Source organism: Pseudomonas sp. Wu6, assembly GCF_019891515.1.
Lineage (GTDB): Bacteria > Pseudomonadota > Gammaproteobacteria > Pseudomonadales > Pseudomonadaceae > Aquipseudomonas > Aquipseudomonas orientalis_A.
The window spans coordinates 1-24,721 of the sequence record NZ_JAFLXH010000045.1 but is presented as its reverse complement, the minus strand read 5'-3'; the positions used below and the strand labels follow the sequence as shown (position 1 = coordinate 24,721).

Genomic DNA, 24,721 nt, shown 5'->3' with positions numbered 1-24,721 from the left:
CCTCGGCTTACAACGGTTTTACGGTGAACAGGCCATCATCGTGGCCCTCTTCGGAGCCTCCGTAGACTTGTTCGGCCACAGTGCGGATTTTGCTGCCGCGCGCTTGCAGGATCTGGTCCATGGCGCCGGCAAACCAGCCGGTGAACATGTAGTCGACTTTGCGCCCGACCTTGCCGTACACGTAGACGAACGCCGAGTGCTCAAGCTTGACGCTGGCGGTGCCTTTATCCAGGTCGATGTCCTGGATCTTGAACAGGCCCCAGCCGCGTTGCGACAGGCGCTTCATGTAATGCTCGAACACCGCGACGCCTTCCAGGCCGTGGCATTCGGCTTCTTTTTCACACCAGTGCCAGGCGGATTTGTAGCCGGCCTTGTAGAGGATTTCGGCGTAGGCGTCGGCGCCCAGTACTTCTTCGATACCCATGTGGTTGTTGACGAAGAAATGGCGCGGCACGTACAGCATGGGCAGGGCGTCGGAGGTCCAGACACCGGTTTCGCTGTCGACTTCGATAGGCAATTGCGGGGCGATCTTGGCCATGGAAACTTAACTCCAGAAAAATTCGTGGTGGTGTTGCCGATAGGTGTCTGGCTTATTCGCCCCAGACGTCCTTCAAGACGTTGACCCAGTTCTCGCCCATGATCTTGCGTACCACGCGTTCGGGGTGGCCGCGCTTGAGCAGGGTCTCGGTCAGGTTGGGGAACTCGCCCACGGTGCGGATGCCCAGCGGGTTGATGATCTTGCCGAAGCTGGTCAGGCGGCGGGCGTAGCCCTTGTCATGGGTCAGCATTTCAAAGAAATCCTGGCCATGGCCCTGGGTGAAGTCGGTGCCGATACCGATGGCGTCTTCGCCGACGATGTTCATGGTGTATTCGATGGCTTCGGCGTAGTCGTCGATGGTCGAGTCGATGCCCTTGGCCAGGAACGGCGCGAACATGGTCACGCCGACAAAACCACCGTGGTCGGCGATGAACTTGAGTTCTTCATCGGACTTGTTGCGCGGGTGCTCTTTAAGCCCGGACGGCAGGCAGTGGGAGTAGCACACCGGCTTTTTCGATTCGAGGATGACCTCTTCGCTGGTCTTGGAACCGACGTGGGACAGGTCGCACATGATGCCGACACGGTTCATCTCGCCGACAATCTCACGCCCGAAACCCGACAGGCCGCCATCACGCTCGTAGCAGCCGGTGCCCACCAGGTTCTGGGTGTTGTAGCACATCTGCACCACCCCGACGCCGAGCTGCTTGAAGATCTCGACGTAGCCGAGCTGGTCTTCAAACGCGTGGGCATTCTGGAAGCCGAAGATGATGCCGGTCTTGCCCTGCTCCTTGGCCTTGCGGATATCGGCGGTGGTTTTCACCGGGATCACCAGGTCGCTGTTCTCGCGGATCAGGGTCTGGCTGGCAACAATGTTATTGATCGTGGCCTGGAAGCCTTCCCACACCGACACCGTGCAGTTGGCGGCGGTCAGGCCACCTTTGCGCATGTCTTCGAACAGGTCGCGGTTCCACTTGGCAATAATCAGACCGTCGATAACGATGCTGTCGGCGTGCAACTCGGCTGGGCTCATCAGGCGTCCCCTTATTGGCGATTCATGCGCCGAATCGTCTGCCGGCGCTTTGGGGCCAGCATATGCCCAGGGACCGACGGAGCCGGGTGCAAAAACGACAGGGGAATTGCCGAAAGCGTCAATCCACGACAAAGGCTGTTAAGAGAGGTCTGACTGGCGGCTGTTCTTTGTCTTACGCTTGAGCCAGAATTCCCGCATCACCTGATATGAGACGGCGCAATGAAATCGATTTTCCTGGCTTTGGCACTCATCGCAACCGGCGTCCACGCGGCCGAAGACACCGATAGCACGCCGTGCGACGGCATCGAAAACGACCAGCAAACCCTGGAATGCGCCACCTACAACAAAACCACCGCCGAGCAATTGCTCAAGGACAACTATCAGGGGCTGCTCGAACGCATGGGTTCGACCTATGGCAGCGACAAGACCAAACTGGCGGACATTACCGCCCGTCTGAAGGACGCCCAGCAAAAATGGGAAAAACTGCGCGACGCCGATTGTGCGGTGGACACTTTCCCGGCGGTCACCGGGACCAAGGCCTATGCGATTGCGCACAACGATTGCCTGGCGCGGATGAGTGACGAGCGGTCGGAGTTTTTGGAGTCGATTGGGCAGGAATAAGCGACAATCCCCACCCCTTTCAATCTGAACCAAGGCCACTCATGACCCTCTGCGGCATCGAAATCAAAGGCAGCGAAGCCATCATCGCCCTCGCTTCACTGGACAACCAGGCGCTGACCCACGTCGCCCTGGCCACCAAGAAAATCGCCCTTGAAGACGATGACGAAGCCGCCAACGTCAAGGCCTTCGCCGCACAGGTGAAGGCATTCGTGCAGGCAAACGCCATCACCCGTATCGCGATCAAGAAACGCAGCAAGAAAGGCGAATTCGCCGGTGGCCCGACGACATTCAAGATTGAAGGGGTGTTTCAACTGCTGGACGGGGTGGAGGTAACGCTTTTGTCACCGCAAACCATCAATGCGCAGAACAAGAAGCACAACTTTGACCTGCCCGCGACGCTGAACAAGTATCAGCACGAGGCTTACAAGGCGGCGTGTTCGGCCCTGCTGAAAAAATAAGCCACACCACAATCTACTGTGGGAGGGGGCTTGCCCCCGATGGCGGTGTGTCAGTCACTTATGTGCTGCTGACCCACCACTATCGGGGCATAGGTATCTACACAACTCTGTAGCGCTCAACCGTAACCACGATGCGAAGCGAGTCGCTCTTGATCTGCTTTTGATCTTGATCTCAGGCGCCCCGTTAAACCACGCTGGCCGAACGCAGGCTTGAATCCGTGGGTAACCCGGCAGGACGCCGGGTTAGCCGCCCCGCGCCATGGATGGCGCGTGGCGGCGGCCCACGGATTCAAGCCTGCGTTCGGGCACACCGAGCCTAGGCGAGGTGCCGAGTGGTGGGGCAAGAGCGTTTTGCTTACTTTTGCGCTTTTCAAAAGTGAGCCGCCGTCAGGGCGGAACCCTAAGTGGCCGTTACCGCAGAAACGGATATGTACTCGTTTCAATCCAGCATCCTGGTCGGCCCAGAGGCCGCCATCGGGGGCAAGCCCCCTCCCACATTTGGACCTCGGAGCGTCAGGTAGATACGCGTTAGCTCCCTCGCCACAGGTGCGGTGTCGCCAAAAACTGTGTAGATACCTATGCTCATCGGGGACAAGCCCCCTCCCACATTGATCTGCGGTGCCGGCCGCTTTTATACCTAATTGACTAAAAAACGATCAAACCACCTCCCGTCGCCGATCCTCTCTCGGACATTTCGCAAACCTTGCCCGATAGCTCCTTGTGAAATACGACGGCGACTCAAACCCGCACGCAATGCTCACCTCCAGCACACTCATGCCGCTCTGGCGCAGCAGTTTCCGGGCTTTTTCCAGGCGCAGGCCCAGGTAGAAGTTGCTGGGCGTGTCGTTCAGGTGCAGGCGAAACAGCCGCTCCAGTTGGCGCCGGGTGACCTTGATCGCCTCGGCCAGGGCCAGGGTGCTCAGGGGCGGCTCGGTGTGTTGCTCCATTTCGCCGATCACCTGCACCAATTTCTTGTTATGGATGCCGTAGCGGGTGGCGATTTGCATGCGCTGGTGGTCTTTGCGCGGGCGGATGCGGCCGAGCACGAATTGCTCGGAGACCTGGATTGCCAGGTCCGGGCCGTGGGCCTGGGCGATCAGGTCGAGCATCAGGTCGATGGACGCGGTGCCGCCGGCGCAGGTGATGCGGCGGCGGTCGATCTCGAACAGTTCCTGGGTCACGCTGAGGTGCGGATAGGCCTCCTTGAAGGCGTCGATCGCTTCCCAATGCAGGGTCAGCCGGTGGCCGTCGAGCAGGCCCGCCTCGGCCAGTACGCAGGCACCTGTGTCGATGGCGCCGAGGGTTGCACCGTCGTGGTCGAGGCGACGCAACCAGTGCGCCAGGGCAGGCGTAGCGAACTGCAAGGGTTCAAAGCCGGCCACCACCAATAAGGTCGCGCCTTTTTTCAGCGGCTCCAGCGCGGCATCGGCGTTGACCGACATGCCGTTGCTCGCCAGCACCGCACCGCCGTCGGCGCTCAATATGTGCCAGCGGTACAACTCGCCACGAAAGCGATTGGCCACGCGCAGCGGCTCAAGGGCGGAGATAAAGCCGATGGCCGAGAACCCCGGCATCAGCAAAAAATAAAAATCCTGGGACATGATGGCGCTCTCGTGGGACGACCAGCGTGGCACTGTGATACTCCCGTTCACGGGCGGATTCAAGCGCGCAGGTCGCTGCAGTGCAAGAGCCGGTCGCCGCTGTGCGTTTCGGCGCTGGCGAAGGTACGTAACTTGGCTGCACGGTGCACAAAGACGCCGGACCCCACAATAACGACCTGCCGAGGGCTCCACCATGAACCGACTGATCAGCCGCAGCGTGCTTGCACTCAGCGTCAGCGCTATTTTGAGCACCCACGTCATGGCAGCGGATGCCGCTTCATGCCAGAACGTACGCCTGGGCGTGGTGAACTGGACCGACGTGATCGCCACCAGTGCCATGGCCCAGGTGTTGCTCGACGGCCTCGGCTATAAAACCAAACAGACCAGCGCCTCCCAGCAAATCATCTTTGCCGGCATCCGCGACCAGCGCCTGGACCTGTTCCTGGGCTACTGGAACCCGCTGATGACCCAGACCATCACGCCGTTCGTCGACGCCGGGCAAGTCAAGGTGCTCGACAAACCGAGCCTGGAAGACGCCCGCGCCACTCTCGCCGTCCCCACTTACCTGGCGGACAAGGGCCTGAAGACCTTTGCCGATATCGCCAAGTTCGAGAAAGAGCTGGGCGGCAAGATCTATGGCATCGAGCCGGGCTCAGGCGCCAATACCCAGATCAAGGCGATGATCGCCAAGAACCAGTTCGGCCTGGGCAAGTTCCAACTGGTTGAATCCAGTGAAGCGGCCATGCTCTCTGCCGTCGACCGTGCGGTACGCCGCAAGGAAGCCGTGGTGTTCTTCGGCTGGGCGCCGCACCCGATGAACGTCAACGTCGCCATGACCTACCTCACCGGCAGCGACGACGCCCTGGGCCCGAACGAAGGCATGGCCACCGTGTGGACGGTCACCGCGCCGGCCTACGCCGAGCAATGCCCCAACGTGCACAAGCTGCTGACCAACCTGACCTTCACCGCCGCCGATGAGAGCCGGATGATGCAGCCCCTGCTGGATCACAAGGACCCCATTGAGTCGGCCCGGCAGTGGCTCAAGGATCACCCGCAAGACCAGGCGCGCTGGCTGCAAGGCGTGACCACCTTCGATGGCAAACCCGCCGCTGCCGACCTGAAACTGACCAGCCAATAACCTTCTCCGAATCACCGTTTCGCGGCCATTTGAGGCCGCGAACGGCACCACCACGCCTGTAAGGAACCGTCCCATGAACCACGACGTCATCATCACCTGCGCACTCACCGGTGCTGGCGACACCAGCGCCAGAAGCCCGCACGTACCGGTCACCCCCAAACAGATCGCAGCCGCCGCGGTGGAAGCGGCCAAGGCCGGCGCGACCGTGGTGCACTGCCATGTGCGTGACCCGCACACCGGCAAGTTCAGCCGCGACGTGGCGCTGTACCGCGAAGTGATGGAGCGCATCCGCGAGGCCGACATCGACATCATCGTCAACCTCACTGCCGGCATGGGCGGCGACCTGGAGATCGGCGGCGGCGAGCACCCTATGGCGTTCGGTCCCAACACCGACCTGGTCGGCCCGCTGACCCGCCTGGCGCATGTGGAAGAACTGCTGCCGGAAATCTGCACACTGGACTGCGGCACGCTGAACTTCGGCGATGGCGACACCATTTACGTGTCTACCCCGGCGCAACTGCGGGCGGGCGCCAAGCGTATCCAAGAGCTGGGCGTGAAGGCCGAGCTGGAAATCTTCGACACCGGCCACCTGTGGTTCGCCAAGCAGATGATCAAGGAAGGCCTGCTCGACAACCCACTGTTTCAACTGTGCCTGGGCATCCCGTGGGGCGCCCCGGCCGACACCACCACCATGAAAGCCATGGTCGACAACCTGCCCGCCGACGCGGTGTGGGCCGGTTTCGGCATTGGCCGCATGCAAATGCCGATGGCAGCGCAAGCGGTGCTGCTGGGCGGCAACGTGAGGGTCGGCCTGGAAGACAACCTGTGGCTGGACAAGGGCGTGCTCGCCACCAATGGCCAACTGGTCGAGCGCGCCAGTGAAATCCTCAGCCGCCTGGGGGCGCGGGTCATGACCCCGGCGGAAGGCCGCGTGAAGATGGGCCTGACCAAGCGCGGATAAAAAATGTGGGAGGGGGCTTGCCCCCGATAGCGGTGGATCAGTAACGAATGCATCGACTGACGCACCGCCATCGGGGGCAAGCCCCCTCCCACAGGGGATCACCAAACTCTTTAGGAATGCACCCATGCGCTTTATCACAGAAATCAAAACCTTCGCCGCCCTCGGCAGCGGTGTTATCGGCAGCGGCTGGGTATCTCGCGCCCTCGCCCACGGCCTGGATGTCGTGGCCTGGGACCCGGCGCCCGGTGCCGAGGCGGCGCTGCGCAAGCGTGTCGCCAATGCCTGGGGCGCGCTGGAGAAACAAGGCTTGGCCCCGGGCGCTTCCCTGGATCGCCTGCGCTTTGTCAGTACCATCGAAGCGTGCGTCAAAGACGCCGACTTCATCCAGGAAAGCGCCCCGGAACGCCTGGAGCTGAAGTTGCAATTACACCGCCAGATCAGCGCGGCAGCCAAGCCGGATGCGTTGATCGGCTCGAGCACGTCTGGGCTGCTGCCGAGCGAATTCTATGAGGACTCGACCCACCCCGAACGCTGCGTGGTCGGCCACCCCTTCAACCCGGTGTACCTGTTGCCCCTGGTGGAGGTGGTGGGCGGCAAACGCACCGCGCCGGAGGCGATCCAGGCCGCCATCAAGGTGTATGAATCCCTCGGCATGCGCCCCCTGCACGTGCGCAAGGAAGTGCCGGGGTTCATTGCCGACCGGCTCCTGGAAGCGCTGTGGCGCGAGGCGCTGCATCTGGTCAACGATGGCGTGGCGACCACCGGTGAAATCGACGATGCGATTCGTTTTGGCGCCGGCCTGCGCTGGTCGTTCATGGGCACCTTCCTCACCTACACGCTGGCGGGCGGCGACGCGGGCATGCGCCACTTCATGGCGCAGTTCGGGCCGGCATTGCAGTTGCCGTGGACGTATCTGCCCGCGCCCGAATTGACCGACACGTTGATTGACGATGTGGTTGCCGGCACCAGCGACCAACTGGGCAGCCACAGCATTTCCGCGCTGGAGCGCTATCGTGATGATTGCCTGCTGGCGGTGCTGGAGGCCGTCAAGGTTACTAAAGCCAAACACGGCATGACCTTCGCCGAATAACAGAATGTGGGAGGGAGCTTGCCCCCGATAGCGGTGGGTCAGCCAGCCCATCTGCCGCTGACGAACCGCCATCGGGGGCAAGCCCCCTCCCACATTTTTTACCGAGTACAGCCCCATGTCCGCATTAAAAACCTACACAACTAGAATCCAGCCCGCCTGGGTGGACTACAACGGCCACCTGCGCGATGCGTTCTACCTGCTGATCTTCAGCTACGCCACCGACGCGTTGATGGACACCCTGGGCCTGGACAGCGATAACCGTGAAGCCAGCGGCCACTCGCTGTTCACCCTGGAACTGCATTTGAACTACCTGCACGAAGTGAAGCTGGGGGCCGAGGTCGAAGTGCGCACCCAACTGATCGCCTTTGATGCCAAGCGCCTGCACCTCTATCACAGCCTGCATCTGCTGGGTGATGAAAAGGAGCTGGCCGGCAACGAACAGATGCTGCTGCATGTCGACCTGGCCGGCCCGCACGCAACGCCGTTCACTGAGGCCACGCTGCACAAGCTCACCGCAATCAGCGCTGCACAGGCCGAGCTGCCACGGCCCGCCCTGCTCGGCCGGGTCATCGGTTTGCCGGCAAAAAAAGCCCCGAACCAGCCGTGACTGGATCGGGGCAGAGGTGCCTTGTGTGAGCCGTGCATCCCGAGGGTGACCAAACCATCAAGCTGCGTGCCTGGCGCCAGTGTGCCTATTACCTGCAGGCCTGAGTAACCCGAAAACGACCTGTTCATAGCCATCCGAGGCATTGCTCGATTCTGCGCTTGCCCACCGGCCGGGGGCCTACCAGAATCCAGCTCAATCACCGTTCCCTACACTAGGATAAACGTCATGATGCACGCGGATTTGATTGACCAGGATGACCTGCTGAGCCAACTGCGCTCGCTGGGTTTTGAAGTGTCCAGCGGTGCCACGGCCGAGCAGGCATGCGAGTGTGCGGTACGCGGTTTGAGCGAAGCGCGGGCCAAGGCGCTCAAGGGCATGGTGGAACAGATGTACACCGGCAAGGCGACGATTCTGCCGGCGGTGCGGCAGGCGATCGATAAGCAGTTGTTGCCGGCTTTGATGCAGTTCAAGCAGAACTCTGGCGCCTGAGACACACTCTCCCTGTAGGAGCGAGCTTGCTCGCGAAAATCGTCAACGATAACGCGGGTAATCAGACACCCCGCAGCGATCTTGAGTTTTTCGCGAGCAAGCTCGCTCCTACAATTTAAAGCGGCCAGTGTCAGAGCCTTACGCTCGCGAAGGTCGACTCATTGCGCGCCTGGCTCAACGCCGACATCGGCCCCGACAGCGGTGACAACACCAGTGCCTGGGGAATCGGCATCATCGCCACTTGCTGGGTGGTGTTGGAACCTACGCGCTCATCCCGCGGCGGAATGCCGAAGTATTCGCGGTAGCACTTGGAGAAGTGCGGCGTGGACACAAACCCGCACACCGACGCCACTTCGATGATCGACATCGGCGTCTGCTTGAGCAACTGCCGCGCACGGATCAAGCGCAACTTGAGGTAGTAGCGCGACGGCGAACAGTGCAGGTATTTCTGGAACAGCCGCTCCAGTTGGCGACGCGACACGGCGACGTACACCGCCAGTTCGTCCAGGTCGATGGGCTCTTCCAGGTTGGCTTCCATCAGCGCAACGATTTCCTGCAGCTTGGGCTGGTTGGTGCCGAGCATGTGCTTGAGCGGCACGCGCTGGTGATCCTGTTCGTTACGGATGCGTTCGTACACAAACATCTCGGAGATGGCTGCCGACAGTTCACGGCCGTGGTCGCGGCTGATCAGGTGCAGCATCATGTCCAACGGCGCAGTGCCGCCGGAGCTGGTGAAGCGGTTGCGGTCGAGGGTGAACAGGCGGGTGCTCATGGCTACGCGGGGGAACGCTTCCTGCATCGACGCCAGGCATTCCCAGTGCACGCTGCAATCAAAACCATCGAGCAGACCTGCGCAGGCCAGGGCCCAACTGCCGGTGCACACCGCACCGAGACGCCGGGACTGACGCGCCTGGCTTTGCAGCCACGACACGTGTTCGCGGGTGACGGTGCGCTGAATGCCGACGCCGCCGCAGACAATCACCGTGTCCAGCACCGGGGCCTTGTGCATCGCGGCATCGGGCGTGATCTGCAGGCCATCGCTGGCCCACACCTGGTTGCCGTCGACACTCAGGGTTGTCCAGCGATACAGCTCGCGGCCGGACAGCTGGTTGGCCATGCGCAGCGGTTCCACGGCCGACGCCAGGGAAATCAGCGTGAAATTGTCCAGCAGCAAAAAGCCGATGGATTGAGGCGCACGGTTCTGGGGTTGGCCCCCGGAGTTGGACGACGTCATCACAGTATCTCCTCACACAAAGCAGGTGATGGCCTCAGGCGAGGCTCTTGTTATTGCGCTCATCCCTTGCAAGGACAGAGGCTTTGAATTGATAGAGCAAATGCCATGCCTAAATTTGAATGGCCATTCAACAAATCCTGAAAACGACCTGTTGACGCGTCTATATAAGCCCGCGCATTAAACGTGGGATATAACGCACAGGATGGGCGTTCAAGGGCCGTGAGCAGAACGGTAGCACTTGTGGGAAGGCGCTTTGCGGGCGTAGGAAAAGTCTGTCACCCAAAGCACGGGGGACGGGTAACGGAGGGGTAAATCGTTCGCAGGCTACTTATCTATTTGCGACGCGCTAAAAGGTGGCGGTTTTGGTTGGGGGTGTTCACTTTGTGAGCAGTGTCGCCTGGACAACCGCTATCGGGAGCAAGCCCCCTCCCACATTTGACCGAGTACATCCTGTAGGAATGCGGTCAAGTGTGGGAGGGGGCTTGCTCCCGATGCAGGCGACGCGGTCTCAGCACTCAACAGCGCTGACCGCCAACCCACCGCGCGACGTTTCTTTGTACTTGTCGTGCATATCCGCCCCGGTATCGCGCATGGTGCGGATCACCCGGTCCAGGGAAATAAAGTGCTGGCCGTCGCCGCGCAAGGCCATCTGCGCCGCATTGATCGCCTTGACCGCCGCAATCGCATTGCGCTCGATACACGGCACTTGCACCAGGCCGCCGACCGGGTCGCAGGTCAGGCCCAGGTTATGTTCCAGGCCGATTTCCGCAGCGTTGCACAGTTGCTCCGGCGTGGCGCCGAGAATTTCGGCCAGGCCCGCTGCGGCCATGGCGCAGGCGGAACCCACTTCGCCCTGGCAACCGACTTCGGCACCGGAGATCGAGGCGTTCTTCTTGCACAGAATACCCACTGCCGCCGCGCCGAGCAGGTAGTCGACCACGTTGGCCTCAGTCACTTCTTCACTGAACTTCATGAAATAGTGCAGCACGGCCGGAATAATCCCCGCCGCGCCATTGGTGGGTGCGGTGACCATGCGCCCACCGGCGGCGTTTTCTTCGTTGACCGCCAGGGCGAACAGGTTGACCCACTCCATGGCGCTCAAGGTCGAACCGATCACATTCGGCTTGCCCAGTTCCTGCAGGCTGCGGTGCAGCTTGGCAGCGCGACGGCGCACGTTGAGACCGCCGGGCAGGATACCTTCGTGCTTGAGGCCCTGCTCCACGCAATCCTGCATGGCACGCCAGAGTTTCATCAGGCCGCTGCGGATTTCTTCTTCGGAGCGCCAGGTTTTCTCGTTGGCCAGCATCAGTTCGGCGACCCGCAGGTTGTGGGTCTTGCACAGCTGCAGCAACTCGGCCGCGCTGGAGAAATCGTAAGGCAGTACGGTGCCGTCCATATCGGCCACGCCACTTTGCGCCTGAGCTTCATCCACCACAAAGCCGCCGCCCACCGAGTAGTAGGTGTCGCGGTGCAACTCGCCGTCATCCCCCCACACCACCAGGGTCATGGCGTTGGGATGGAACGGCAGGTTTTCGTCGAGCAGGCGCATGTCCCGTGACCATACGAACGGCACCGGCAGACGGCCGTCGAGCAACAAGGTGTCGGTTTCGCGCAGCGTGTGAATGCGCACGCCGATCTGCGACGGGTCGATTGCGTCCGGCCATTCGCCCATCAGGCCCATGATGGTGGCGGTGTCACTGCCATGGCCGATACCGGTGGCCGACAACGAGCCGTAGAGTTGCACCTCGACGCGCCGAACCTGGCCCAACAGATCACGCTCGCGCAAGCCTTGAACGAACAGCGCGGCGGCGCGCATGGGGCCGACGGTGTGAGAACTCGAAGGCCCGATGCCGATCTTGAACAGGTCGAAAACACTGATAGCCATTGCGGTAGAACTCCTCGATAAGCACGGCCAGGCTTGAACGAGGTGCTACGCTCAGATCGCCCAGATGGCCGCATCATCAGGCTTTTGCAGCCGCTCACGGCGTCTCACACCGACGCATCCATGCTCACCAGCGTCGCTCGCGTGTAATGGCCTGTTTTGGGCGTTTTTTGCGGTGCAGAAGGGTAAGAACAGCGGTTTTACCTTTGGAAAAATCTGTAAGCGACGTCATCGGTACTGGATGCGACCCTCCCTGTACTGGATACGACGCCCCCTGTAGGCGTCAGATTTTCACTGGTACATGATCAGTCACGACTCGTTTGCAAGGCACCGTGCCAGAGCTGTCCAACGCACACTCCAATAGCAGCACTTATAAAGCGCGGCGAATGCCGCCAGAAAAAACACAGGAGTCTACCCCGATGAAAGGTTCACCCTCGTTGTTGTTGGCCGCCATGCTGAGTCTGCCGGTCATGGCGCACGCCGCAGAACCGGAACAGTGCAAGACCGTCAACTTCTCCGATGTCGGCTGGACCGACATCACCGTCACCACCGCGACCACCAGCGAAATCCTCAAGGGCCTGGGCTACAAGCCACGCACCACGATGATTTCGGTCCCAGTGACCTACAAGTCCCTGGCCGACGGCAAGAACATGGACATCTTCCTCGGCAACTGGATGCCGACCATGGAAAACGACATCAAGCAGTACCGCGAAGCCGGCACCGTGGAAACCGTACGTGCCAACCTGGAGAACGCCAAATACACCCTGGCGGTGCCCGAGGCGCTGTATGACAAGGGCCTGAAAGACTTCGCCGACATCGCCAAATTCAAGGATGAGCTGGGCGGCAAGATCTACGGCATCGAGCCGGGCAACGACGGCAACCGCACCATCCAGACGTTGATCGACAAAGACGCCTTCGGCCTCAAGACCGCCGGTTTCAAGGTGGTCGAATCCAGTGAAGCCGGGATGCTCTCCCAGGTTGAACGCGCCTCAAAGCGCAACCAGGCCATCGTGTTCCTGGGCTGGGAACCGCACCCGATGAACACCCGCTTCAAGATGAAGTACCTGACCGGGGGTGACGATTCGTTCGGCCCCAACTACGGCCAGGCCACCATCTACACCAACACCCGCAAGGGCTACACCCAGGAATGCAGCAACGTTGGCCAGTTGCTGAAAAACCTGGTGTTCACGCTGGACATGGAAAGCACCCTGATGGGTAACGTCCTGGACGACAAGATGAAGGCCGACGCCGCCGCCAAGGCCTGGCTGCAGAAGAACCCGCAAGTGCTCGACACCTGGCTGGCCGGTGTCACCACCGTCGATGGCAAACCAGGACTCGACGCCGTCAAGGCTTACCTCGCCAAGTAACCCCCGCTGACCCCGGGGCGGTGCGCTGCCCCGGGATGTATTCCCCTTCGCATGTGGACATTCACTACCATGCTGACTGAACAGAAAATCCCACTAGGCCAGTACATCGCTGCCTTCGTCGACTGGTTGACCCAACACGGTGCCAACTACTTCGACGCAATCGCATCGACACTGGAAACGATGATCCACGGCGTGACGTTTGCGCTGACCTGGTTCAATCCGCTGGCATTGATCGGTCTGATTGCGCTGCTGGCTCACTTTATTCAACGCAAATGGGGCCTGACGGTGTTCGTCATTGCCTCCTTCCTGCTGATCCTCAACCTGGGGTACTGGCAGGAAACCATGGAAACCCTCGCCCAGGTGCTGTTCGCCACCCTGGTTTGCGTGGTCATCGGCGTGCCGCTGGGCATTGTTGCCGCGCACAAGCCGATGTTCTACACCATGATGCGGCCGGTACTCGATCTGATGCAGACCGTGCCGACCTTCGTCTACCTCATCCCAACCCTGACCCTCTTCGGGCTGGGTGTGGTGCCTGGGCTGATTTCCACCGTGGTGTTCGCGATTGCCGCGCCCATCCGCCTGACCTACCTGGGTATCCGCGACGTTCCGCAAGAACTGATGGACGCCGGCAAGGCCTTCGGCTGCTCGCGCCGCCAGTTGCTCTCGCGCATTGAACTGCCCCACGCCATGCCGAGCATCGCCGCCGGCATTACCCAATGCATCATGCTGTCGTTGTCGATGGTGGTGATCGCGGCGCTGGTGGGTGCCGACGGCCTCGGCAAGCCGGTGGTCAACGCACTGAACACCGCCGATATCGCCCTGGGCTTTGAAGCGGGCCTGGCAATCGTATTGCTGGCCATCATGCTCGACCGTATCTGCAAACAACCCGACGCCAAAGTAGGGGGTGATGCATGAGCATTATCCGATTCGACAAAGTCGACGTGATCTTTTCCAAAGACCCACGCGAAGCGCTCAAGCTGCTGGACCAGGGCATGAGCCGTAACGAAATCCTGAAAAAAACCGGGCAGATTGTCGGCGTGGAAAACGCCAGCCTGGATATCGAAAAAGGCGAGATCTGTGTGCTGATGGGCCTGTCGGGCTCCGGCAAATCCAGTCTGCTGCGCTGCATCAACGGCCTCAACACGGTCAGCCGTGGCCAACTGTTTGTCGAGCACGAAGGGCGCCAGATCGATATCGCCTCCTGCACGCCGGCCGAGCTGAAAATGATGCGCACCAAACGCATCGCCATGGTGTTCCAGAAATTCGCCCTGATGCCCTGGCTGACGGTGCGCGAGAACATCAGCTTCGGCCTGGAAATGCAGGGCCGTCCGGAAAAGGAACGACGCACGCTGGTCGATGAAAAACTCGAACTGGTGGGCCTGACCCAATGGCGCAACAAGAAGCCGGACGAGCTGTCCGGCGGCATGCAACAGCGCGTCGGCCTGGCCCGTGCGCTGGCGATGGACGCCGATATCCTGCTGATGGACGAACCCTTCTCCGCCCTCGACCCGCTGATTCGCCAAGGCCTGCAGGATGAACTGCTGGAACTGCAGCGCAAGCTGAACAAGACCATCGTGTTCGTCAGCCACGACCTCGACGAGGCCCTCAAGCTGGGCAGCCGCATCGCAATCATGAAAGACGGCAAGATCATCCAGTACAGCGTGCCGGAAGAGATCGTGCTGAACCCGGCGGACGACTATGTGCGCACCTTCGTCGCCCATACCAACCCGCTGAACGTGCTGTGCGGCCGCAGCCTGATGCGGACGCTGGACAACTGCACGCGGGTCAACGGTTCGGTATGCCTGGACCCGGGCGGCGACTCCTGGCTGGACCTGGCCGAAGGCAACACCATCCAGGGCGCGCGGCAGAACGGCGTGGTGATGAACCTGCAGAACTGGGCGCCGGGGCAAGCGGTGGAAGGTCTGGGCCGGGTGCCGACGCTGGTGGACTCCAACATCGGCATGCGCGATGCGCTGCAGATTCGCTATCAGACAGGCAACAAGCTGGTGCTGCATGACAACAACAAGGTGGTGGGCATCCTGGGTGACAGCGAGCTCTACCATGCCCTGCTGGGCAAGAACCTGGGCTGAAGGAGCTGATCGTTCCCACGCTCCGCGTGGGAATGCCGCCTGGGACGCTCCGCGTCCCGCCAACGGTCCGCTGCGCTGGTGACGCGGAGCGTCACGGGATGCATTCCCACGCGGAGCGTGGGAACGATCATGGCAAGCCCAACTATCAGCTATAGACCCGGCCAAGGAGTTGCCGATGGCTTTCAAACTGATCGAGCACATCCCGGGTGATCTGCTCCTGGGTGAAGCCCATCAGGTCGTATTCCTGAGGCCCGTTGTGCAGGTACACCTCGGCACGGTAATACCGCGTGCGCTCTTCTTCAGGCAAGTCAGCCGGCGCCGACGAGTAGGCATCCAGGCTGACTTCATAGACAAACGGGTTGCCCTCTTCCATCTCGATCCGCACACCGATGCAGCGCTTGGATTTGCCCAGCAGCGTCTGCACGTGCAAACCCTGCTCACGCAACGCCGTCGCCGCTTCTTCAAGCGCCGGCGTGACGTGCTTGTCCATAAAGCGTTGCACGGTGCCCTGGCTCGGTTGCAGGTCCAGTGCGGTCAAGCGCTCGCTGAAGCCGCGACGCCCGCGTTCAGCCAACTGCGCCTGCTCCTGTTCGATGGCCACGTCCTGGCGCATGGCCTTGTGCAAACCGAACATGAACAGAATCAGCACCACCGAGAACGGCAGCCCCGCCAGCACCACCATGGTCTGCATGGCTTCGAAGTTGCCGGCGAACAGCAGGCCGATGGTCACCAGGGTAATCACCGCCGACCAGAAAATGCGCAGCCAGTGCGGCGCATCTTCATCCACGTTGCCGCCCTTGCACGACAGGTTGGCCATCATCACCGCGCCGGAATCCGCCGGCGTCAGGAACAGCACAAAGCCGACGAAGATCGACACACCGATGACGACTTTCGACGCCGGGTAATGCTCAAGCAACTGGTAGATCGCCATGGACGGTTGTTCCAGCGCGGTCTTGCCCAACTCCACGGCGCCATGGTTCAGCACCAGGTCCAGCGCCGAGTTGCCGAAGATCGACAACCACGCCAGGGTGAAGCCCAGCGGGATCAGCAGCACGCCGGCCACCAGTTCACGCACGGTCCGCCCACGGGAAATACGCGCAATGAACATGCCCACGAAAGGTGCCCAGGAAATCCACCAGGCCCAGTAGAACAGGGTCCACAGGCCCATCCAGCGTTCGGTCTTGGCGCCGTCGCCTTCATACACATACAGGTCGAAGGTTTTCAGCACGATACCGTTGAGGTAGTCACCGGTGTTCTGCACCAGGCCGTTGAGCAAGTGCAGCGTGGGGCCGAACAGCAGCACGAAGATCAGCAACCCGCTGAACAAGACGATGTTGAGGTTGGACAGGCGGCGAATGCCGTTCTCCACGCCCGACACCGCCGCGATGGTCGCCACGGTGCTCATCACGATGATCACGATCAGCAGGTTGGTGTTGCTGTGCGCCATGCCGAACAGGTTTTCAAGCCCCGACGACACCTGCATCGCGCCAATCCCCAGGTTGGTCACCAGGCCGAGCAAGGTCACGAACATGCCGAAACCGTCCACCGCGTGGCCGGCCGCGCCTTTTACCCAGCGCTCGCCCACCAGCGGGTACAGCGCCGAACGCAAGGCCAGCGGCTGGTTATGGCGATACGCGAAGTACGCCACGGCCAGGCCGACCAGCGCATAGATCGCCCAGCCATGCAGGCCCCAGTGCAGGAAGGTCAGTTGCAGGGCCTGACGTGCCGCGCCATTGCTGGCAGCCGCGCCTTCGGGCGGGTTGAAGTAGTGATCCAGCGGCTCGGAGGCGCCGAAGTACAGCAGCGAAATGCCGATGCCCGACGAGAACAGCATGCCGGCCCAGGCGCCGTAGCTGAAGTCCGGGGTGTCGTCCTTGCTGCCCAGTTTCAATTTGCCATAGGACGAAAACGCCAGGCCGACCACGAACACCAGGTAGGCGGCGATGACCACCATGTAGTACCAGCCGAAGCTTTTCGACAGCCAGGCCTGGGCGACGCCGAGCATGCGCCCGGCCTCCTGCGGGGCGATGATCAGAATGGCAGTCAACAACAGAATCAGCGCGGTGGAGGTGTAGAACACCCAACCGTTGACCCGCACCTTTTCGGGCGGAGTCTTTATAAGAGAGGCAGAACTCATGGCGCAGATGCTCCGGGCAGTGCGAGAGAGAAACACAAGGCAACGGTTATCCCGGGACATCGATTTTTCGGCAGTCGACGGACGGGTGTTATAAAGACATCCCGAAAATCCCGGACCCCGCCGAAGCGGTGCCCAAGCCCTGATACGGCCTGTTTCAGGGGTTTTAGCAGGTGTCAGAGGTCGCGGCTCTCAGGTAGGAAACTTCTGTAGGCAGCGACCATTTGTCGCAGAGCTTATTCTTTGTTGATTGAACGTTCAATCAAAACAAAATAGACTGGCCTTCAAGCCGACGGACGTGGATCGCCTGTCGGCAGGCCAAAGGAGAGGTGCTACATGCCCAAGGTCGGTATGCAACCCATACGCCGCCAGCAGTTGATCGAAGCCACGATGACGGCCATCGATCAAGTCGGAATGGGAGATGCCAGCATTGCGCTGATCGCCCGTTTGGCAGGCGTCTCGAACGGCATCATCAGTCACTACTTTCGGGACAAGAACGGCCTGATCGCAGCGACGATGCAGTACTTGATGAGCGTGCTGATGGAAAACATCCACGCACGTCGACGAGCGTTGAAGGATGACAGCCCGCGCGCCCACCTCCAGGTGATCGTCGCCGGCAACTTCGACGCCAGCCAGGTCAACGGCCCGGCAATGAAAACCTGGCTGGCCTTCTGGGCCTCCAGCATGCACCACCCGTCTTTGCACAGGTTGCAGCGGATCAACGATCAACGTCTGTATTCCAACCTGTGTTGCCAGTTCCGCCGTGCGCTGCCGTTGCCCGAAGCACGCAGCGCAGCCCGAGGCCTGGCGGCCCTGATCGACGGTTTGTGGTTGCGCGGTGCCCTGTCGGGAGACGCTTTCGACACGGAGCAGGCGCAACGCATTGCTCACGAATACATGGATTTCCAATTGGCCAAGCAGGTGAGTCAGAGCACATAACCGCTCAACTCCCGAACCGCGCCAACCACTTATGCACTTGCGAGGACTTTATGGCCCGTTTCGAACTGCAAAAACTCTACATTGACGGCGGCTACAGCGACGCTGGCAGCGATGCCACCTTCGAAGCCATCAACCCGGCTAACGGTGAAGTTCTCGCCCAAGTGCAACGCGCTACCAAGGAAGACGTTGAACGTGCCGTGGTCAGCGCCGAAAAAGGCCAGAAGATCTGGGCCGCCATGACCGCCATGGAGCGTTCGCGCATCCTGCGCCGCGCCGTCGACATCCTGCGCGAGCGCAACGATGAGCTGGCCGCCCTGGAAACCCTGGACACCGGCAAGGCGTTCTCCGAAACCAAATACGTCGACGTCGTCACCGGCGCCGACGTGCTGGAATACTACGCGGGCCTGGTGCCGGCCATCGAAGGCGAGCAGATTCCGCTGCGCGACACCTCATTCGTCTACACCCGCCGCGAGCCGCTGGGCGTGGTCGCCGGTATCGGCGCGTGGAACTACCCGATCCAGATCGCCCTGTGGAAATCCGCACCGGCCCTGGCTGCCGGTAACGCGATGATCTTCAAGCCCAGCGAAGTCACCTCGCTGACCACCCTGAAACTGGCCGAGATCTACACCGAAGCCGGCGTTCCGGCCGGTGTGTTCAACGTACTGACCGGCAGCGGCCGTGAAGTCGGCACCTGGCTGACCGAGCACCCGCGCATCGAGAAAGTCTCGTTCACCGGCGGCACCGACACCGGCAAGAAAGTCATGGCCAGCGCGTCGAGCTCCTCGCTCAAGGAAGTGACCATGGAACTGGGCGGCAAGTCGCCGCTGATCGTGTTCGAAGACGCCGACCTGGATCGCGCCGCCGACATCGCGATGATGGCCAACTTCTACAGCTCCGGCCAGGTCTGCACCAACGGCACCCGCGTGTTCGTGCCCAAGCATCTGCAAGCAGCGTTCGAAGCCAAGATTCTTGAACGTGTTGCGCGCATCCGTGTAGGCGACCCGCAGGACGACAACACCAACTTCGGCCCGCTGGTCAGCTTTGCTCACATGGAAAGCGTGCTGGGCTACATCGCCAAGGGCAAAGAGCAAGGCGCACGCCTGCTGTGCGGCGGCGATCGCCTGACCGACGGCGACCTGGCCAAAGGCGCGTTCGTGGCCCCGACCGTGTTCACCGACTGCACCGACGACATGACCATCGTGCGTGAAGAAATCTTTGGCCCGGTGATGAGCATCCTCACCTATGAAACCGAAGAAGAAGTGATCCGTCGCGCCAACGACACCGACTTCGGCCTGGCCGCCGGCCTGGTCACCAAGGACCTGAACCGCGCTCACCGCGTGATTCATCAACTGGAAGCGGGTATCTGCTGGATCAACGCCTGGGGCGAGTCCGACGCGAAGATGCCGGTGGGTGGCTACAAGCAATCGGGTGTGGGCCGTGAGAACGGGATCAGCTCGCTGAACAACTTCACGCGCATCAAATCGGTACAGGTTGAGTTGGGTGATTACGCCTCGGTGTTCTGACACCCGAGCCTTGTATTGCCTGTAAGGCCGCCATCGGGGGCAAGCCCCCTCCCACATTTGACTGTGTTTACACATCTAAACTTGTGAACACAGTCAGTGTGGGAGGGGGCTTGCCCCCGATGAGGCCCGACCTGACCACACATCAAGAGGGTGCATCCAATGTCCCAAGAATACGACTACATCATTGTGGGTGCCGGCTCCGCCGGTAACACCCTGGCGACTCGCCTGACCGAAGACGAAGGCGTCACCGTCCTGTTGCTGGAAGCCGGTGGCCCGGACTACCGTCTCGACTTCCGTACCCAGATGCCCGCCGCCCTGGCCTTCCCGCTGCAAGGCCGCCGCTATAACTGGGCCTACGAAACCGATCCAGAGCCGCATATGGACGGCCGCCGCATGGAATGCGGTCGCGGCAAGGGCCTGGGTGGCTCTTCCCTGATCAACGGCATGTGCTACATCCGCGGCAACGCCATGGACTACGACAACTGGTCGAAGCTGCCGGGCCTGGAAGACTGGACCTACCTGGACTGCCTGCCGTATTTCCGCAAGGCCGAAACCCGCGACATCGGCCCCAACGACTACCACGGCGGCGAAGGCCCGGTCAGCGTGACCACGCCCAAAGCAGGCAATAATCCGCTGTTCCACGCCATGGTCGAAGCCGGCGTACAGGCCGGTTACCCGCGTACCGAAGACTTGAACGGCTACCAGCAGGAAGGCTTCGGCCCGATGGACCGTACCGTCACGCCCAATGGCCGTCGCGCCAGCACCGCACGCGGTTACCTGGACACGGCTAAAAAGCGTTCGACCCTGACCATCGTCACCCACGCCCTCACCGACAAAGTGTTGTTCGAAGGCAAGCGTGCGGTCGGCGTGCGTTACCTGATCGGCGCTGCCGAAGAGCGCGTCGAAGCCCGTGCGCGCAAGGAAGTGCTGGTGTGCAGCGGCGCAATTGCCTCGCCGCAACTGCTGCAACGCTCCGGCGTCGGCCCGGCCAAATTGCTGGAAAGCCTCGACATCCCGGTGGTCCATGACCTGCCAGGCGTCGGCGAAAACCTGCAGGATCACCTTGAGCTGTACCTGCAATATGCCTGCACCCAGCCCGTGTCGCTGTACCCCTCGCTGCTCTGGTACAACCAGCCGGCCATCGGTGCCGAATGGCTGTTCAACGGCACCGGTATCGGCGCCAGCAACCAGTTCGAGGCCGGCGGTTTTATCCGTTCGCGCCCGGAATTCGAATGGCCGAACATCCAGTACCACTTCCTGCCGGTCGCCATTAACTACAACGGCAGCAACGGTGTGAAAGAGCACGGTTTCCAGGCGCACATGGGTTCCATGCGTTCGCCAAGCCGTGGCCGCGTGCACCTGAAGTCGAAGAACCCACGGGACTACCCGAGCATCCTCTTCAACTACATGGCCACCGAACAGGACTGGCAGGAGTTTCGTGACGGCATCCGCCTGACCCGCGAAATCATGCAGCAGCCGGCGCTCGACCCTTACCGTGGCCGCGAAATCAGCCCGGGTATCGACGTGCAATCCGATGAGCAGCTGGACAAGTTCATCCGCGAGCACGCCGAGACCGCGTTCCACCCGTCCTGCTCGTGCAAGATGGGCACCGACGAGATGGCGGTGGTCGACGGCGAAGGCCGCGTGCACGGCATGCAGGGTTTGCGTGTGGTGGATGCGTCGATCATGCCGATCATCACCACCGGTAACCTGAACGCGCCGACGATCATGATTGCCGAGAAAATCGCCGAAAAGATCCGTGGCCGCACGCCACTGCCGCGCAGCACCGCCGACTACTACGTGGCCGGCGATGCGCCGGTGCGTGGAAAGCCGCTGCGTGAAATTGCGCAGTAACTGAAACACTGCGGCGCTCCCATCGGGGGCAAGCCCCCTCCCACACTTTGATTTGTGAACACGGTCGAATGTGGGAGGGGGCTTGCCCCCGATGAGGCCCTGCCAGACACTGCAAAACCTCCCACCTACACTTTCCTTGATCAGCTCCCAGCCCCGGCCTACTCTGTTGGCCTGCCCGCGCTGAGCCGCCCACAAGGAAGGCCCCATGTTCGAACACCACGCCACGCTCAAGAAACACTTCAGTGCCCTGCGCACCAACGCCCAGTTCTTCTCCCTGCGCTATGTCCGCGAATCCGGCCGATACCTGTCGGTACGCAAGAACGTCGCCGAACCGCCCCACCTGAGCCACGACGAAGGCGCCATGCTTACCGTGCGCCTCAACGGCGTGGAAGCCTACGCCGCGACCAACGATATTTCCCTGGCCGGCCTGCAAGCCGCCCTCGAGCGCGCCGAGCAGCAGGCCCGGCAGATCCTGCCCCACGCCCTGCTCGACCTGCGCGAGCAAGCGGTGTCCAGTGACGTGGCCGACTACCTGTCGCCCGACTTCGACCAGCCCCTCCCCACCCTGAGCGACTGCTACCAACTGCTCGGCGATGAGTCGGCTGCTGTGCCCAGGGATGAGCGCCTGGTCAGCTGGGACGTGAGTCTGGGCCAGACCACCGTCGAACAGATCTACCTCAACACCGCCGGCGCCCAATTGCGCCAGGCCCAGCGCTTTGTGTTCCCCGGCGTCAATGTCACGGCCTTCGACGGTAACGACAGCCAGACCCGCACCCTCGGCGGCAGCAACTTCGGCCAGCAAGGCGGGTTTGACGTGATCAGCCGCTTCGGCCTGATCGGCGCCGCGCCGCGCGTGGCCGACGAGGCCCTGCAACTGTTGCTGGCACCGAACACGCCACAGGGTCCGCGTGACCTGCTGCTGATGCCCGACCAGATGATCCTGCAGATCCACGAGTCCATCGGCCATCCGCTGGAGCTGGACCGCATCCTCGGCGACGAGCGCAACTACGCCGGCACCAGCTTTGTGAAGGCCAGCGACTTCGGCCACCTGCAATACGGTTCAGCGCTGCTCAACGTGACCTTCGACCCGGACATCCCCGAGCAGCTTGCCAGCTACAGCCATGACGATGACGGCACCCGCGCCAGCAAGCAGTTCCTGATCCGCCAAGGGCTGCTGCTCAAGCCGTTGGGCGGCGCGTTGTCGCAATTTCGCGCCAACCTGCCAGGCGTCGCCAACAGCCGCGCCTGCGGCTGGAATCGCCCGCCCATCGATCGCATGGCCAACTTGAATATCGAGCCCGGCGATAAAAACCTCGCGCAACTGGTGGGCGGTATTGAACACGGCATCCTGATGTCGACCAATCGTTCGTGGTCCATCGACGATGCGCGCAACAAGTTCCAGTTCGGGTGTGAGTGGGGCCAGTTGATCGAAAACGGCGAACTCAAGGGTGTGGTGAAGAACCCCAACTACCGTGCCATTTCCGCGCAGTTCTGGCGCAACCTCAGCGCGGTCGGCGATGCCAGCACCTTCAAGGTGTTGGGCACGCCGAACTGCGGCAAGGGCGAACCCAACCAGGTGATCCGCGTCGGCCATGCGTCGCCGGCCTGTGTGTTCAGTAACGTCGATGTATTCGGGGGAGACGCCTGATGAATAACTTCAAGGCACTGGTGGACTGGCTCAAGCAGGCCATCACCGATAAAGAGCAATTTCACCTCGGCTACGCGGATGAATCGTCGGAGTTCGTGCGGTTCAACCACGCGCAGGTACGCCAGGCCGGCCAGGTGCAACAATCGAGCCTGAACCTCAAGCTGATCAACGACGGCCGCCACGCCGACCTGGGCATCACCCTGTCCGGCGAGCCGGCGCTGGATCGCCAGCGTCTGGCCGATGGCCTGCAGCAACTGCGCGAAACCTTGCCGTTACTGCCGGCGGACCCGTACCTGTTGCTGAACCACGACGCCTGGCACAGCCACAACGAACAGCTACGCCCCCTGCCGGAGCTGGTCCAGGTGCTGCAAGACATCAGCCAGGCTGCAGAAGACGTGGACATGGTTGGCTTCTATGCCGCCGGTCCCATCAGCCGTGGCTTTGCCAGCTCCGACGGCGCGTTCGGCTGGCACCAGGCCAATAGCTTCAACTTCGACTTCAGCCTGTTCCACGCCAATGGCGAAGCGGTCAAGGCCAGCTACGCCGGGCACACCTGGGACAGTGCCGAGTTCGCCCGGCGCGTCCAACAGGCGCGCGACCAGCTCCACTTCCTGGGCCGACCGCTGCACCCGCTGGCGCCCGGACAGTACCGCGCCTACCTCGCTCCGGCGGCACTCGAAGAGATCATCAGCATCGTGACCTGGGGCGGTTTTTCCGCCCAGGCCATCGCCAGCAAAGGCAGCTCGTTGCAACGCCTGTATGTCGGCGAACAGCACCTGAGCCCGCTGGTGACCGTCAGCGAGCAGATCAGCGGTTCACTGAGCCAGGCCTTTTCCCCGGAAGGCTACCCGCGCAGCGATGTCAGGTTGATCGATGCAGGCCGCGCCGACGGGCAACTGGTCAACTCGCGCAGCGCCGCCGAATATGGCCTCAGCGCCAACGGCGCCGGCGGCGACGAGTCCCCCAGCGCCCTGCAGATGGCCGCCGGCAACCTGGCTCAGGCCGATGTCCTCAAGCAATTGGGCACCGGGCTGTACATCAGCAACCTGTGGTACCTGAACTACTCCGACCTGCCGGCGGCGCGCCTGACCGGCATGACCCGCTTCGCCACGTTCTGGGTGGAAGACGGCGAGATCAAGGCCCCGGTCAGCACCATGCGCTTTGATGACAGTGTGTACAGCCTGCTTGGCTCACAGCTGGAAGCGTTGACGATTGAACGGGAACTGCTGCTGTCGGCCAGTACCTACAGCCAGCGCAACACCGCGTCCAATCTGCTGCCGGGCGCCCTGGTCAAACGCCTGACCCTGACGTTGTAAATACAAACCCCCTGTGGGAGGGGGCTTGCTCCCGATGACGGTGTATCAGTGACACATGTACTGACTGACACACTGCTATCGGGAGCAAGCCTGAACTGGCCTAATGCTCCCGGACACCTCTTAAGGGCGATATGATTCGCCCAATCAGGAGGTTTCATGCAAGAGCGAAAGACCTACACCCGCGAGTTCAAGCAACGTGCT

At 61.7% G+C, this 24,721-nt stretch carries 21 protein-coding genes; 15 read left to right on the top strand and 6 right to left on the bottom strand.

Features of this window, described 5'->3' with window-relative positions:
• Positions 1-7: 7 nt before the first annotated feature.
• Both J1G34_RS23910 and J1G34_RS23905 read right to left on the bottom strand, forming a co-directional pair.
• Positions 8-538, bottom strand: coding sequence for a DUF5943 domain-containing protein (locus J1G34_RS23910; protein ID WP_008033249.1), 531 nt, complete (start codon positions 536-538; stop codon positions 8-10).
• 52 nt (positions 539-590) lie between these two features.
• Entirely contained in the window at positions 591-1,568 is a 978-nt protein-coding gene (locus J1G34_RS23905) for a dipeptidase (RefSeq protein WP_065885436.1), read from the bottom strand.
• A gap of 219 nt (positions 1,569-1,787) precedes the next feature.
• Between J1G34_RS23905 and J1G34_RS23900 the strand changes: the two genes are divergently transcribed.
• Positions 1,788-2,189 (top strand): lysozyme inhibitor LprI family protein, encoded by a 402-nt coding sequence (locus tag J1G34_RS23900; RefSeq protein WP_065885435.1) that lies wholly within the window; start codon positions 1,788-1,790, stop codon positions 2,187-2,189.
• A gap of 41 nt (positions 2,190-2,230) precedes the next feature.
• Positions 2,231-2,647: a DUF3010 family protein gene (locus J1G34_RS23895; protein ID WP_122484243.1), complete on the top strand. Its 417-nt coding sequence runs from the start codon at positions 2,231-2,233 to the stop codon at positions 2,645-2,647.
• A 656-nt stretch (positions 2,648-3,303) separates the two neighbouring features.
• On the opposite strand, the gene J1G34_RS23890 is transcribed toward J1G34_RS23895, so the two are convergent.
• On the bottom strand, positions 3,304-4,248 hold the full coding sequence (locus J1G34_RS23890; protein WP_065892452.1) for a GlxA family transcriptional regulator: 945 nt from the start codon (positions 4,246-4,248) through the stop codon (positions 3,304-3,306).
• Positions 4,249-4,441: 193 nt separating this feature from the next.
• Between J1G34_RS23890 and J1G34_RS23885 the strand changes: the two genes are divergently transcribed.
• The 5 genes from J1G34_RS23885 (at position 4,442) to J1G34_RS23865 (ending at position 8,533) form a co-directional block, all read left to right on the top strand.
• Complete coding sequence (locus tag J1G34_RS23885; RefSeq protein ID WP_065892451.1) at positions 4,442-5,386, top strand: choline ABC transporter substrate-binding protein; 945 nt, start codon at positions 4,442-4,444, stop codon at positions 5,384-5,386.
• A gap of 73 nt (positions 5,387-5,459) precedes the next feature.
• Positions 5,460-6,347, top strand: a complete 888-nt coding sequence (locus tag J1G34_RS23880; protein ID WP_065896293.1) for a beta-keto acid cleavage family enzyme — start codon at positions 5,460-5,462, stop codon at positions 6,345-6,347.
• A 124-nt stretch (positions 6,348-6,471) separates the two neighbouring features.
• Positions 6,472-7,437 carry an L-carnitine dehydrogenase gene (locus J1G34_RS23875; protein WP_222994717.1) on the top strand — a complete coding sequence of 322 codons (966 nt, stop codon included), beginning with the start codon at positions 6,472-6,474 and terminating at the stop codon, positions 7,435-7,437.
• Between the two features lie 115 nt (positions 7,438-7,552).
• Positions 7,553-8,044 carry a thioesterase family protein gene (locus J1G34_RS23870; protein WP_065896295.1) on the top strand — a complete coding sequence of 164 codons (492 nt, stop codon included), beginning with the start codon at positions 7,553-7,555 and terminating at the stop codon, positions 8,042-8,044.
• A 225-nt stretch (positions 8,045-8,269) separates the two neighbouring features.
• The gene (locus tag J1G34_RS23865; protein ID WP_065892447.1) at positions 8,270-8,533 is read left to right on the top strand and encodes a hypothetical protein; all 264 of its coding nucleotides are present in this window, start codon (positions 8,270-8,272) and stop codon (positions 8,531-8,533) included.
• 130 nt (positions 8,534-8,663) lie between these two features.
• On the opposite strand, the gene gbdR is transcribed toward J1G34_RS23865, so the two are convergent.
• A complete protein-coding gene (gene gbdR / locus J1G34_RS23860; RefSeq protein ID WP_065885427.1) occupies positions 8,664-9,767 on the bottom strand; it encodes a choline metabolism transcriptional regulator GbdR in 1,104 nt (367 codons plus the stop codon).
• A 508-nt stretch (positions 9,768-10,275) separates the two neighbouring features.
• Positions 10,276-11,652 carry an L-serine ammonia-lyase gene (locus J1G34_RS23855; protein ID WP_065892446.1) on the bottom strand — a complete coding sequence of 459 codons (1,377 nt, stop codon included), beginning with the start codon at positions 11,650-11,652 and terminating at the stop codon, positions 10,276-10,278.
• 416 nt (positions 11,653-12,068) lie between these two features.
• Between J1G34_RS23855 and J1G34_RS23850 the strand changes: the two genes are divergently transcribed.
• The 3 genes from J1G34_RS23850 (at position 12,069) to choV (ending at position 15,106) form a co-directional block, all read left to right on the top strand.
• Positions 12,069-13,016: a choline ABC transporter substrate-binding protein gene (locus tag J1G34_RS23850; protein WP_065885425.1), complete on the top strand. Its 948-nt coding sequence runs from the start codon at positions 12,069-12,071 to the stop codon at positions 13,014-13,016.
• A 69-nt stretch (positions 13,017-13,085) separates the two neighbouring features.
• Positions 13,086-13,931, top strand: coding sequence for a choline ABC transporter permease subunit (gene choW / locus J1G34_RS23845; protein WP_003194913.1), 846 nt, complete (start codon positions 13,086-13,088; stop codon positions 13,929-13,931).
• Positions 13,928-15,106: a choline ABC transporter ATP-binding protein gene (gene choV, locus J1G34_RS23840; RefSeq protein WP_065885424.1), complete on the top strand. Its 1,179-nt coding sequence runs from the start codon at positions 13,928-13,930 to the stop codon at positions 15,104-15,106. The genes choW and choV overlap by 4 nt, the downstream gene beginning before the upstream one ends.
• 145 nt (positions 15,107-15,251) lie before the next feature.
• Here choV and J1G34_RS23835 read toward each other — a convergent pair whose 3' ends face one another.
• Positions 15,252-17,186, bottom strand: a complete 1,935-nt coding sequence (locus J1G34_RS23835; protein WP_237140441.1) for a BCCT family transporter — start codon at positions 17,184-17,186, stop codon at positions 15,252-15,254.
• Positions 17,187-17,576: 390 nt separating this feature from the next.
• On the opposite strand from J1G34_RS23835, the gene betI reads away from it, so the two are divergent.
• From betI to J1G34_RS23810, 5 genes are all read left to right on the top strand, one after another.
• Positions 17,577-18,179 carry a transcriptional regulator BetI gene (gene betI / locus J1G34_RS23830; RefSeq protein WP_222994716.1) on the top strand — a complete coding sequence of 201 codons (603 nt, stop codon included), beginning with the start codon at positions 17,577-17,579 and terminating at the stop codon, positions 18,177-18,179.
• Between the two features lie 50 nt (positions 18,180-18,229).
• Positions 18,230-19,702: a betaine-aldehyde dehydrogenase gene (gene betB, locus J1G34_RS23825; RefSeq protein ID WP_065896297.1), complete on the top strand. Its 1,473-nt coding sequence runs from the start codon at positions 18,230-18,232 to the stop codon at positions 19,700-19,702.
• 159 nt (positions 19,703-19,861) lie between these two features.
• Positions 19,862-21,556 (top strand): choline dehydrogenase, encoded by a 1,695-nt coding sequence (betA, locus tag J1G34_RS23820; protein ID WP_222994715.1) that lies wholly within the window; start codon positions 19,862-19,864, stop codon positions 21,554-21,556.
• 205 nt (positions 21,557-21,761) lie between these two features.
• Positions 21,762-23,204 carry a TldD/PmbA family protein gene (locus J1G34_RS23815; protein WP_222994714.1) on the top strand — a complete coding sequence of 481 codons (1,443 nt, stop codon included), beginning with the start codon at positions 21,762-21,764 and terminating at the stop codon, positions 23,202-23,204.
• A complete protein-coding gene (locus tag J1G34_RS23810; protein ID WP_222994713.1) occupies positions 23,204-24,520 on the top strand; it encodes a TldD/PmbA family protein in 1,317 nt (438 codons plus the stop codon). The genes J1G34_RS23815 and J1G34_RS23810 overlap by 1 nt, the downstream gene beginning before the upstream one ends.
• Positions 24,521-24,721 lie beyond the last annotated feature (201 nt).

Bases quoted from the DNA above. Each gene is read 5' to 3' on its own strand.
- gbdR (WP_065885427.1), bottom strand. From the start codon at position 9,767: ATGACGTCGTCCAACTCCGGGGGCCAACCCCAGAACCGTGCGCCTCAA.
- J1G34_RS23870 (WP_065896295.1), top strand. From the start codon at position 7,553: ATGTCCGCATTAAAAACCTACACAACTAGAATCCAGCCCGCCTGGGTG.
- choV (WP_065885424.1), top strand. From the start codon at position 13,928: ATGAGCATTATCCGATTCGACAAAGTCGACGTGATCTTTTCCAAAGAC.
- betA (WP_222994715.1), top strand. From the start codon at position 19,862: ATGTCCCAAGAATACGACTACATCATTGTGGGTGCCGGCTCCGCCGGT.
- J1G34_RS23810 (WP_222994713.1), top strand. From the start codon at position 23,204: ATGAATAACTTCAAGGCACTGGTGGACTGGCTCAAGCAGGCCATCACC.
- J1G34_RS23910 (WP_008033249.1), bottom strand. From the start codon at position 538: ATGGCCAAGATCGCCCCGCAATTGCCTATCGAAGTCGACAGCGAAACC.
- J1G34_RS23905 (WP_065885436.1), bottom strand. From the start codon at position 1,568: ATGAGCCCAGCCGAGTTGCACGCCGACAGCATCGTTATCGACGGTCTG.
- J1G34_RS23880 (WP_065896293.1), top strand. From the start codon at position 5,460: ATGAACCACGACGTCATCATCACCTGCGCACTCACCGGTGCTGGCGAC.
- J1G34_RS23865 (WP_065892447.1), top strand. From the start codon at position 8,270: ATGATGCACGCGGATTTGATTGACCAGGATGACCTGCTGAGCCAACTG.
- J1G34_RS23815 (WP_222994714.1), top strand. From the start codon at position 21,762: ATGTTCGAACACCACGCCACGCTCAAGAAACACTTCAGTGCCCTGCGC.
- J1G34_RS23875 (WP_222994717.1), top strand. From the start codon at position 6,472: ATGCGCTTTATCACAGAAATCAAAACCTTCGCCGCCCTCGGCAGCGGT.
- betI (WP_222994716.1), top strand. From the start codon at position 17,577: ATGCCCAAGGTCGGTATGCAACCCATACGCCGCCAGCAGTTGATCGAA.
- J1G34_RS23900 (WP_065885435.1), top strand. From the start codon at position 1,788: ATGAAATCGATTTTCCTGGCTTTGGCACTCATCGCAACCGGCGTCCAC.
- J1G34_RS23855 (WP_065892446.1), bottom strand. From the start codon at position 11,652: ATGGCTATCAGTGTTTTCGACCTGTTCAAGATCGGCATCGGGCCTTCG.
- J1G34_RS23895 (WP_122484243.1), top strand. From the start codon at position 2,231: ATGACCCTCTGCGGCATCGAAATCAAAGGCAGCGAAGCCATCATCGCC.
- J1G34_RS23885 (WP_065892451.1), top strand. From the start codon at position 4,442: ATGAACCGACTGATCAGCCGCAGCGTGCTTGCACTCAGCGTCAGCGCT.
- J1G34_RS23850 (WP_065885425.1), top strand. From the start codon at position 12,069: ATGAAAGGTTCACCCTCGTTGTTGTTGGCCGCCATGCTGAGTCTGCCG.
- choW (WP_003194913.1), top strand. From the start codon at position 13,086: ATGCTGACTGAACAGAAAATCCCACTAGGCCAGTACATCGCTGCCTTC.
- betB (WP_065896297.1), top strand. From the start codon at position 18,230: ATGGCCCGTTTCGAACTGCAAAAACTCTACATTGACGGCGGCTACAGC.
- J1G34_RS23890 (WP_065892452.1), bottom strand. From the start codon at position 4,248: ATGTCCCAGGATTTTTATTTTTTGCTGATGCCGGGGTTCTCGGCCATC.